At 70.5% G+C, this 10,313-nt stretch carries 8 protein-coding genes; 3 read left to right on the top strand and 5 right to left on the bottom strand.

The annotated features are described in order from the left end of the window. Positions 1-42: 42 nt before the first annotated feature. From ACFWI9_RS30210 to ACFWI9_RS30195, 4 genes are all read right to left on the bottom strand, one after another. Entirely contained in the window at positions 43-2,070 is a 2,028-nt protein-coding gene (locus ACFWI9_RS30210; protein ID WP_387167211.1) for a SpoIIE family protein phosphatase, read from the bottom strand. Between the two features lie 460 nt (positions 2,071-2,530). Next, positions 2,531-3,196, bottom strand: a complete 666-nt coding sequence (locus ACFWI9_RS30205; RefSeq protein WP_387167208.1) for a DUF402 domain-containing protein — start codon at positions 3,194-3,196, stop codon at positions 2,531-2,533. Between the two features lie 143 nt (positions 3,197-3,339). Next, positions 3,340-4,731: a class II fumarate hydratase gene (locus tag ACFWI9_RS30200; protein WP_387167205.1), complete on the bottom strand. Its 1,392-nt coding sequence runs from the start codon at positions 4,729-4,731 to the stop codon at positions 3,340-3,342. A gap of 91 nt (positions 4,732-4,822) precedes the next feature. Next, complete coding sequence (locus tag ACFWI9_RS30195; protein ID WP_387167202.1) at positions 4,823-6,505, bottom strand: fumarate hydratase; 1,683 nt, start codon at positions 6,503-6,505, stop codon at positions 4,823-4,825. A 598-nt stretch (positions 6,506-7,103) separates the two neighbouring features. On the opposite strand from ACFWI9_RS30195, the gene ACFWI9_RS30190 reads away from it, so the two are divergent. Together ACFWI9_RS30190 and ACFWI9_RS30185 are read left to right on the top strand one after the other, a co-directional pair. Beyond that, positions 7,104-7,859, top strand: coding sequence for a DUF1707 domain-containing protein (locus tag ACFWI9_RS30190; RefSeq protein WP_387167199.1), 756 nt, complete (start codon positions 7,104-7,106; stop codon positions 7,857-7,859). 238 nt (positions 7,860-8,097) lie between these two features. After that, a complete protein-coding gene (locus tag ACFWI9_RS30185; RefSeq protein WP_338672549.1) occupies positions 8,098-8,454 on the top strand; it encodes a WhiB family transcriptional regulator in 357 nt (118 codons plus the stop codon). Between the two features lie 138 nt (positions 8,455-8,592). Here the strand turns inward: ACFWI9_RS30185 and glpX are convergent, their stop codons facing one another. Continuing rightward, entirely contained in the window at positions 8,593-9,624 is a 1,032-nt protein-coding gene (gene glpX, locus ACFWI9_RS30180) for a class II fructose-bisphosphatase (RefSeq protein WP_387167196.1), read from the bottom strand. A 127-nt stretch (positions 9,625-9,751) separates the two neighbouring features. On the opposite strand from glpX, the gene ACFWI9_RS30175 reads away from it, so the two are divergent. Next, complete coding sequence (locus tag ACFWI9_RS30175; protein WP_387167193.1) at positions 9,752-10,279, top strand: DUF4245 domain-containing protein; 528 nt, start codon at positions 9,752-9,754, stop codon at positions 10,277-10,279. Positions 10,280-10,313 lie beyond the last annotated feature (34 nt).

Genomic DNA, 10,313 nt, shown 5'->3' with positions numbered 1-10,313 from the left:
GCATCAGCGCCTGGCCCGCCCCCGTGTCCGCTTTCGTGCTCGTCAGCCCCGCGTCGGCAGCTCGAACCACACCACCTTGCCGGTCGAGAGCCGGGTCGCGCCCCACCGCCTGGCCAGCCGGTTCACCAGGAACAGCCCACGGCCGCCCTCGTCCGTGTCCCGCGCCCGCCGCTGCCGGGGCAACTGCGGCGAGTCGTCGCCGACTTCGCAGCGCAGCACGTCGGTGCGCAGCAGCCGCAAGGTCACCGGCCGTTCCGCGTACCGCACGGCATTGGTGACCACCTCGCTGACCAGCAGCTCCACCGAGTCGGACAGCTCCTCCAGACCCCACCGGGCCAGTGCCCTGCGGGCCAGCCGCCGGGCCCGGCCGGGCGCCCGCTCCTCCGGCTCCAGATACCAGTAGGCGACATCGCTCGGCGCGATCCCGTCGAAGCGAGCCGCGAGCAGCGCGATGTCGTCATCGCGGTCGCCGGGACCCAGCATGTCCAGCACGTCGTCGCAGAGCGCCTCAAGCGGTGGCGAGTGGTCCGGACCGGTGAGCTGGGCGGTCGCCGCCAGCCGCTCCCTGAGCTGCTCGATCCCGGTCCACACGTCCCGCAGCCGCGACTCGACCAACCCGTCCGTGTAGAGCAGCAGTGTGGCTCCGGCGGGCGCGTCCAACTCGACCGCCTCGAAATCCACCCCGCCGACACCGATAGGCGCGCCCGGAGGCACCCGGAGCACCTCCGCCCGGCCGCCGAGGTGCAGCAGTACCGGCGGCGGATGGCCCGCGTTCGCGATGGTGATCCGGTGCGCGACCGGGTCGTACACCGCGTACAGACACGTCGCCATGCGGTCGGTGCCCAGCCGCTGGGCCTGCTCGTCCAGGTGGTGCAGCACCTCCTGCGGGGGCAGGTCGAGACCCGCGAGGGTCTGGGCCGTGGTGCGCAGCTGGCCCATGATCGCCGCCGAGGTCATGGAGTGGCCCATCACGTCCCCGACGACCAGTGCCACCCGGCTGCCCGGCAGCGGGATCGCGTCGTACCAGTCACCGCCGACCCGAGCTGTCTCGGCCGCCGGGAGATAGCGCGACGCGAGCCGCACACCGGTCGGCTGGGGGAGCCCCTCGGGCAGCATGGTGCGCTGGAGTTCGTCGGCGATATACGCCTCACGGCCGTACAGCACCGCCTTGTCGATGCCGAGCGCGGTGTGGGTGGCGAGCTGCGCGGCCACCAGCAGGTCGTTCGGTTCGAAGGCCGGGCGATCGGGCCTGCGCAGGAAGATCGCCGCGCCGGTGACCCGGCGCCTGCCGCGCAGCGGCGCGAGGATCGCGCGATGGCCGGTCGGCAGGGTCCGGCCGTCGCCGAGCAGTTCGGGCAGGGCGGCGCGGGCCGCCGCGGAGTCCCCGAAGACCGGCCGTACGCCCCGCAGCACCTCGGCGAGCGCCCCACCGGTCTGCACCTCGCACAGATCCGCCACCGGCAGATCGGCCTGCGGATTCAGCACCGGTACCTGGACGGCATTGGTGACCAGCGCGTTCTCGGTGTCGTCGTCGGTTAAACGCAGCCGGTCGGTACGCCGCAGCCGCAGCACGAACGGTGAGACCGGCCGCTCGTCGCCGACCGGCAGCGGGTCGCGCAGATAGACCAGGATCGCGTCCGAGAACGTCGGCACGGTCGCCCGGCAGAGCCCGAGCACGATCTCGTCCAGGTCGATCCCGCGTGCGATACGCCGAGTCGCGGCGCCCACGAAGCGCAGCCGGTCGCCCTCGCGCCGGGCGGCACCGGCCGGGTCCTGCGGCGGGCCCGAAGGTGCGGCCGCGCCGGCCGGGCCCGGCGCGGAGAGCGGGCCCGGTGCGGGCGCCGGGCCAGGGACGGCGGACGCGGACGCCCCCATGGGCGTGGCGGCCCCCTGCGGCGCTGAGGCAGCCGGGTTGGCGGCTGCGGCGGCAGGTGCCGGCGACTGGGCGGGCAGGTTCCCGCCCGACGGCGTGGAGGCGTGCGTGCCCGCCTCATGCCGTGGCCGGGTGCGCTCCTGAGGCCGGGCAGCGAAGGGCTGCCGGCCTTCATGGGAGGTGGGATGCTCCGTCACGCGTGGGATTCCGTCCGTCCGGGCCGGTGGTACGAGGTCAGGGCCGGTTTTCCGGATCGTGCCGGACACGTCGGGTAGCCGGGCCATGGCGTCTCGGGTGCCGCTGTGGGTGTCCCCATGGCCCGGGGTGGCAACGTCCCAGGGCCGTCGATGTATCCCTTACCCACTCCGGGCGAGGCGTCGACAAAAAGAAGGAGATCCGGGCCCACATCAAGCACGGTCTGCTCCCCCTCGTGATGACTTGCGGTCAGTTCCGGTGCGGTGCTGAGTCGTTGCCGGTTCTTCGTGCCGATTCGTCGTGCCGTTCCATTGTCCGATCGCTGTGCGATGGATGTGCGATTTTCTGCGATGTGGTGCGGAGTCGTGGCGCTGTGGTGTCGGGGCGTCTCGGCGGTGCGGCCTTGCGGAGGACGATCCTACGTTTGAACCCCCGGGGCGCATCAAGGGTCTCACGGCCTCGTCATGCCGACCTGCACTCCGGCGTGTGATTCCAGTCGGCGGGCAGTTCGGGGATCGGCCACCCGGGATCGGGCCGCCAGTCCTCCCAGCCGTCCGAGAACGGCTGACCCCAGGACCGGATGACCTCGACTGCCGACTGCCCTGCCGCCCGTACCCGCAGCGCCTGCCGGGCGTCCATCAGCCCGGACTGCTGCGCCTGGGCGAACTCGTCCTCGTCCAGCCAGCGCCAGCTGCGGTCCGGGCGTACGGCGATGTCGAGGAAATGGTCCTCCGAGTCCACCCCGCCGGCCCACCGGGTGCGCGGCTCCTCAAGGTTCACGTACCAGTTCTTGAACCGCCAGCCGCTGTCCCAGAACAGCCATACCGACCAGGGCTCGTGCGGCCTGGCCAGCTTCAGCACCCCCATGCCCGACCAGTGCGCGCGGGCCGTGGTGCGGGGCGCGGTGTAGCGGGTGGCGAGCGGTTCCTGGTGCACCGGACTGCCGTCGCTGAGTACGGGCCGTACGCACTCGGTGCCCGGCGCCATCCATACGGCCAGCACTTCGTCCGTGTCCTCGACCACCGTCACGGGTCGGCAGATATGCACGTCACCGGAGGAGTTGCCGCGATACCGCCACAGGATGTGGTCTCCGGGCGCCCAGTGCGGGAAGTCTGCCGTACCTGTCATGCGCAGATCTTAGGGCTATGGTGCGGGGCGCGCTGCGGTGCAGGTCACGGGCCCTGGCGGGGCTCCGCCGGCCTCCGCCCACGCGTCAGGGACGCCTCGGGTGGCCGTGCCGAAGATGTGCCAGGGAGCGCATCCCCGGCACCTCAGGGGCGGGTCATCCGCAGCACGTCCAACGCCTCGTCCAACTGCTCCAGGGTCAGATCGCCGCGGTCCACGTACCCGGACTCCAGCACCACCTGACGGATCGTCTTCCGCTCGGCAAGGGACTTCTTGGCGACCTTCGCGGCTTCCTCGTAGCCGATGTACTTGTTCAGCGGGGTGACCACCGACGGCGAGGACTCGGCGTACTCCCGGCCCCGCTCCTCATGGGCGGTGATGCCGTCCACCGTACGGTCGGCCAGCAGCCGGGACGAGTTCGCGAGCAGCCGCACGGACTCCAGTACGTTCCTGGCGATCACCGGCATCATCACGTTCAGCTCGAAGTTGCCGGCGGCTCCGGCGATGGCGACGGTCGCGTCATTGCCCATCACCTGCGCTGCCACCATCAGGACCGCCTCCGGGATCACCGGATTGACCTTGCCCGGCATGATGGAGGAGCCCGGCTGGAGATCGGGCAGCGCGATCTCGGCGAGTCCGGTCCGCGGACCGGACGCCATCCAGCGCAGATCGTTGGCGATCTTGGTGAGCGAGACGGCCACGGTACGCAGCTGCCCCGAGGTCTCCACCAGACCGTCCCGCGCGCCCTGCGCCTCGAAGTGGTCGCGGGCCTCGGTCAGCGGCAGCCCGGTCGCCCGCGCGACCTCGGCGATGACGGCCGCCGAGAAGCCGGGCGGGGTGTTGATACCGGTACCCACCGCCGTACCGCCGAGCGGCAGCTCGGCGAGCCTGGGCAGTGAGGCCCGCAGCCGTTCGACTCCGTAGCGGATCTGAGCGGCGTACCCGCCGAACTCCTGACCGAGGGTGACGGGTGTCGCGTCCATCAGATGGGTGCGCCCGGACTTGACGACCCCGGCGAACTCGGCGGCCTTGCGCTCGAGCGACGCGGCGAGGTGCTCCAGGGCCGGGATCAGATCCCGGCTCACGGCCGCGGTGGCGGCGATATGGATGGAGGAGGGGAACACGTCGTTCGACGACTGCGAGGCGTTGACGTGGTCGTTCGGATGGACGGAGCGCCCGAGGCGCTCACCGGCCAGCGTCGCCAGGACCTCGTTGGTGTTCATATTGGACGAGGTGCCTGAACCCGTCTGGAACACGTCCACCGGGAAGTGCTCGTCCCACCGCCCTTCGGCCACCTCGGCCGCCGCGTCCTGGATGGCCTCCGCGACGTCCTTGTCGAGCACCCCCAGTTCCGCGTTCACCTTGGCGGCGGCGGCCTTGATCCGGGCGAGGGCCTCGATATGGGCGCGTTCGAGGCGCTGTCCCGAGACCGGGAAGTTCTCCACGGCCCGCTGGGTCTGCGCCCGCCATTTGGCGTAGGCGGGGACCTTCACCTCGCCCATGGAGTCGTGCTCGATCCGGTAACCCTGGTCAGACATCTCCAAACCTCCTGAAAGGCTGAGCACTTGCCGGGGATCATGTATTCCCCCGTTCCCGGCAAGTGCTCACCGGAGACATCGCCTGATGAGGTCAGCCCAGGCCGGGGCCCCGCACCGGAATGCTGGTGAAGGTGGGCGCGGGTGCCGGGTTCTGGAAGAAGTCCTCGCCCTTGTCGTCCACCACGATGAAGGCCGGGAAGTCCTCGACCTCGATCTTCCAGACCGCCTCCATGCCGAGCTCCTCGTACTCGACGACCTCGACCTTCTTGATGCAGTCCTGGGCGAGCCGGGCCGCCGGGCCGCCGATCGACCCCAGGTAGAAGCCGCCGTGGGCCGCGCACGCGTCCGTGACCTGCTTGCTGCGGTTGCCCTTGGCCAGCATGACCTTGGAGCCGCCCGCCGCCTGGAACTGCTCGACATACGAGTCCATCCGGCCCGCCGTCGTCGGGCCGAAGGAGCCGGAGGCGTAGCCCTCGGGGGTCTTGGCCGGGCCCGCGTAGTACACGGGGTGGTCCTTGAGGTACTGCGGCATCTCCTCGCCCGCGTCCAGCCGCTCCTTGATCTTGGCGTGCGCGATGTCGCGGGCGACGACCAGCGGGCCGGTGAGCGAGAGCCGGGTCTTGACCGGGTACTTCGTCAGCTCGGCGAGGATCTCGTCCATCGGCTGGTTCAGGTCGATCCTGACCACGTCGGCGGACTCGGCGGACTCGGTGAGCTGCTCGTCGGTGGTCTCGGGCAGGAAGCGCGCCGGGTCCGTCTCCAGCTGCTCCAGGAAGACACCCTCAGCGGTGATCTTCGCGACCGCCTGGCGGTCGGCGGAGCAGGACACGGCGATCGCGACCGGGCAGGAGGCCCCGTGCCGGGGCAGGCGCACCACGCGCACGTCGTGGCAGAAGTACTTGCCGCCGAACTGAGCGCCGATACCGATCTTCTGCGTCAGCTCGAAGACCTTCTCCTCCAGCTCCTTGTCCCGGAAACCGTGGCCGAGCACCGAGCCCTCGTCCGGCAGCTCGTCCAGGTAGTGCGCCGAGGCGTACTTGGCGGTCTTCAGCGCGAACTCGGCCGACGTACCGCCGACCACGATCGCCAGGTGGTACGGCGGGCACGCCGCGGTGCCCAGCGAGCGGATCTTCTCCTCCAGGAACTTCATCATGGAGGCCTCGTTCAGGACCGCCTTGGTCTCCTGGTAGAGGAAGGACTTGTTGGCGGAGCCGCCGCCCTTGGCCATGAAGAGGAACTTGTACGCACCGCCGTCGGTCGCGTACAGCTCGATCTGCGCGGGCAGGTTCGAGCCGGTGTTCTTCTCGTCCCACATGGTCAGCGGCGCCATCTGCGAGTAGCGCAGATTGAGCCTGGTGTACGCGTCGAAGATGCCGCGCGAGAGGGCCTCCGCGTCGCCGCCCTCCGTCAACACGTTCTGCCCGCGCTTGCCCATGACGATCGCCGTGCCGGTGTCCTGGCACATGGGGAGTACGCCCGCGGCCGCGATGTTCGCGTTCTTCAGCAGGTCGAGTGCGACGAACTTGTCGTTCGAAGAAGCCTCGGGGTCGTCGATGATCTTGCGTAGCTGGGCGAGGTGCGCCGGGCGCAGGTAGTGCTGGATGTCGTGGATGGCCTCTTCGGCCAGCTTGCGCAGCGCCTCGGGTTCGACCTTGAGGAAGGTACGTCCGTCGGCCTCGAAGGTGGAGACCCCTTCGGCGGTCACCAGGCGGTACGGCGTGGTGTCCTCTCCCAGCGGGAGCAGATCGGAGTACTGGAACTCGGGGCTGGGCATGACGGCCATTCCTCACTCGGCAGACTGCGGCGCGGCCTCCGTTGGCGCGCGCGCCCACAAGCGTAAGGCGCCTGTCGGAGTCCGGGCTTGTGAGGTAAGGCTCAGTCGGCGGCCCGGTCGCGTACGGGCGGCGGCGGCCGAGGATCGCCCGGACGGGGACCATGGCACCTCAGGCCGTGTCTGCCACATCCCGCCTGGCCCGCGACTCCCCCAGAGCTTCCCCCTGCTGTTGCGGGGGGACCCCAGGAGGTGCCCCCGCTGCGTTGTCGGCGTCAGCGGCGCCATCCAAGGATGCCCGGTACGAGGATGACCTCCCGCTGCCTGCGGCGGGGGGACCCACAGCGCCTTGCGATCCGTCCCCTCGGCCCTTGCGGGCCTGGGGAGGCCCCACCCCCTCGGCCGTTGTGGGCCTGGGGAGGCCTCACTCCCTCGGCTCCTGCGGGCCTGGGGAGGCCCCATGCACCAGACGCCGCGGGCCCTGCGGGCCTGGGGAGGGGGCCCATGCACCAGACGCTGCGGGCCCCGCCCTTCGGGCGGACGGCGCCATTTGCCAGATACGGCCTAGTCGCGATCTATCGCGTTTCGCTACGCTGATTCCGTGGACTTCGAGAAGCGTGCATCAGCGGGCTCCGGGCCCGGTCAGTCCAAGCCGCCCGTCGCTCCAGCCGACACCGCCGGCGCTGCCGGCACCCGTGACGACGGGGCCGGTGCGGACATGACGGCGGAAGCCGCAGTGGGGGCCGGGGCCATCCGTGCTTCCGACGCCGACCGCGACCGGACCGCGGACATCCTCCGCGAGGCCCTGGCCGAGGGGAGGCTCGACCCGGCGGAGCACGCCGAGCGGATCGACGCGGTCTACCGCGCCAAGACCGTGGGCGAACTCGAACCGATCGTGCGGGACCTGCCCGCGGCGCGGCCAGGCACCGAGCCGATGGCGTACGACGAGGGCACCGGTGGGCCCATCGGACCGGCCGAGAACCTGGTCGCGGTGTTCTCCAGCGCCACCCGCAGGGGCCGCTGGCGGGTGGGGTCTCGGACCAACGCCTTCGCGTTCTTCGGCAACGTCGAGATCGACCTGACCGAGGCGATGTTCGGGCAGCGGCTCACGGTCATCAACGCGACGTCGGTCTTCGGCAACGTCGAGGTGCGCGTCCCGGAGAACATCACGCTGCGCGGTGGCGGCACGGGCATCCTCGGCAACTTCGATGTGGTCGCCCTGGAGGGCACCGACCCGCATGCCCCGGTGGTGGTGGTCAACGGCTACTCGGTGTTGGGCAACGTGGAGGCCAAGCCGAAGCGCGGCAAGCGGGTCGCCGACCTCCACGCCAAGATGCGCGGACACCTGGGTCGTTGACGACGCCGGCCCCGGTCGCGGCGTAGCCGGTGCCGGCGGCGGGGGCGCGTGGAGTCGGGCCCCGCGCGGGCTGGTACGGGTCTGCGGACGTCGCGTTCGGATCCTGGCGCAACTCAGTGCATAGGCGCGCGTACAGCGGGTAGGCCTTGCTGCATCGTCTCCCACTCGATCGCTTGACGTTCGCTCGATCGCTCGCGAAGCCGTCAGCCCAGCCGTCGTCAGTCGTCAGGAGTAGACCGTGCTGCAACTGCCGCATCAGCCCATGCAGGTAGCCGCCGTTCCACCCCAGCGAACCTCTGCTCGGGAAGATCAGGACGCGCCCTGGCATACGGCGGCGGTGTGCCGCCGGGACGAAGCCGGGCTGTTCTTCGCACCGTCCAAGGAACCGACCGCCGCGCGGCTCTCCCGTGAGGAGGCCGCCAAGCGCGTCTGCGCCCGCTGCCCGGTCCTGCTGGAGTGTCGCGAGCACGCGCTGCTCCAGCCCGAGCCCTACGGGGTCTGGGGCGGGCTCACCGCGGCCGAGCGCCGTGTGGTGCTGGCCCGGCGCAGGCGGCGCGAGACCGAGCTGAAGAAGCCCGCTTCTTCGGTGGCCTGACCGCGTGCCGTTCCGTACGGGACAGCGCCGTCCGTACGGAACGGAGCAGACGGCAGGAATGGCCGGAAACGGAACAGGCGAGGGCAAGGGCGCCCCCACCGCGTAGACGCGGATGAGGACGCCCCTTTCCGTACGTCCTTACTGGGCGCGGTCGAAGTCGACGGCGCTGTACGCGCGCAGCTTCGACAGCCGGTGCCAGGAGTCGATCTGGCGGATCGTGCCGGACTTGGAGCGCATCACCAGGGACTGCGTGGTCGCGGTCTCCGCCCGGTAGCGCACACCGCGCAGCAGCTCGCCGTCGGTGATGCCCGTCGCGACGAAGAACACGTTGTCGCCACTGACCAGGTCGTTGGTGTACAGCACCCGGTCGAGGTCATGACCGGCGTCGATGGCACGCTGCCGCTCGTCCTCGTCCTTCGGCCACAGCTTGCCCTGGATGGTGCCGCCGAGGCAGCGGATGGCGCAGGCGGCGATGATGCCCTCCGGCGTACCGCCGATGCCCATCAGCATGTCGACACCGGTGCCGTCGCGCACGGCCATGATCGCGCCCGCGACGTCGCCGTCCGAGATGAACTTGATCCGGGCGCCGGTCTCCCGGATCTCCTTGACGATGCCCTCGTGGCGGGGCCGGTCCAGGATGACGACGGTGACGTCTTCGGGGGAGGAGTTCTTGGCCTTGGCGACGCGGCGGATGTTCACCGCGACCGGCGCGTTGATGTCGACGAAGTCGGCCGCCTCGGGGCCGGTGACCAGCTTGTCCATGTAGAAGACGGCGGACGGGTCGAACATGGTGCCCCGGTCCGCGGCGGCGAGCACGGCGATCGCGTTGGGCATGCCCTTGGCGGTCAGCGTGGTGCCGTCGATCGGGTCCACGGCGATGTCGCACTCCGCGCCGGTTCCGTCGCCGATGCGCTCTCCGTTGAAGAGCATCGGGGCCTCGTCCTTCTCGCCCTCCCCGATCACGACGATCCCGTTCATGGACACGGTGTGCACCAGGGTCCGCATGGCCTTGACGGCCGCGCCGTCCGCGCCGTTCTTGTCGCCCCGGCCGACCCAGCGGCCGGCGGCCATGGCGGCGGCCTCGGTGACCCGGACGAGTTCGAGTGCGAGGTTGCGGTCGGGGGCCTCGGGGGAGACCTCCAGCTGGGACGGGAGATTGTGCTCGGTCATCGGAGCGCACCTTCCTGTACGACGACGGCCGGAAAAAGAAGAGGGTGATGCGACTCTATCGGTACGTCGACAAATTGAGCAGTGGGCCCCACGTTTGAGCGCTATACCTTGATGCGACCATAGTGCCGTGGCAGGTATGCGAGGCAAGCAGACGGTACGGGGAATGGTCCAGTCGCTGGCGGTGGTGCTGGCGGCTGCCTTTGTGGTCTATCTCTTCGTTCCGCACGACGACAGTGCGGATCCGGTCAAGGCGGTCGACTACCGCGTCGAGCTGCTGACGGCACGGCGGGCCGCGCCCTATCCGGTGGTGGCCCCTGCCGGGCTGCCCGAGGGCTGGAAGGCGACGTCGGTCTCGTACAAGCGCCAGAGCGACGACCAGTGGCACCTCGGGTTCCTGGACCCGGACGGGCGCTATGTCGCGATCGAGCAGTCCACCGCTCCGGCGGGCAGGTACATCCCGGACGTGACCCAGCGGGCGGAGAAGACCGAGCGCACCCAGCAGGTGGCCGGTGTGGCCTGGGAGCGCTGGGAGGGGCCGAAGTACGACGCGCTGGTGCGGACCGACGAGAAGGGCTCCATCACCGTGGTCACCGGGTCGGCGTCGTTCGAGCGGCTCACCGAGATGGCGGCGGCACTGGAGACCGGGAAGGCCTGACAGGCAGGTAGGACGCGGGCGGGCACGCCTCCCG

This window comes from Streptomyces sp. NPDC127084, from assembly GCF_042724175.1.
Lineage (GTDB): Bacteria > Actinomycetota > Actinomycetes > Streptomycetales > Streptomycetaceae > Streptomyces.
This window is presented reverse-complemented; position numbering and strand designations above follow the sequence as displayed.

Coding starts and splice junctions, on each gene's coding strand:
- ACFWI9_RS30205 (WP_387167208.1), bottom strand. CDS start 3,196: ATGACAGGTACGGCAGACTTCCCGCACTGGGCGCCCGGAGACCACATC.
- ACFWI9_RS30200 (WP_387167205.1), bottom strand. CDS start 4,731: ATGTCTGACCAGGGTTACCGGATCGAGCACGACTCCATGGGCGAGGTG.
- ACFWI9_RS30195 (WP_387167202.1), bottom strand. CDS start 6,505: ATGCCCAGCCCCGAGTTCCAGTACTCCGATCTGCTCCCGCTGGGAGAG.
- glpX (WP_387167196.1), bottom strand. CDS start 9,624: ATGACCGAGCACAATCTCCCGTCCCAGCTGGAGGTCTCCCCCGAGGCC.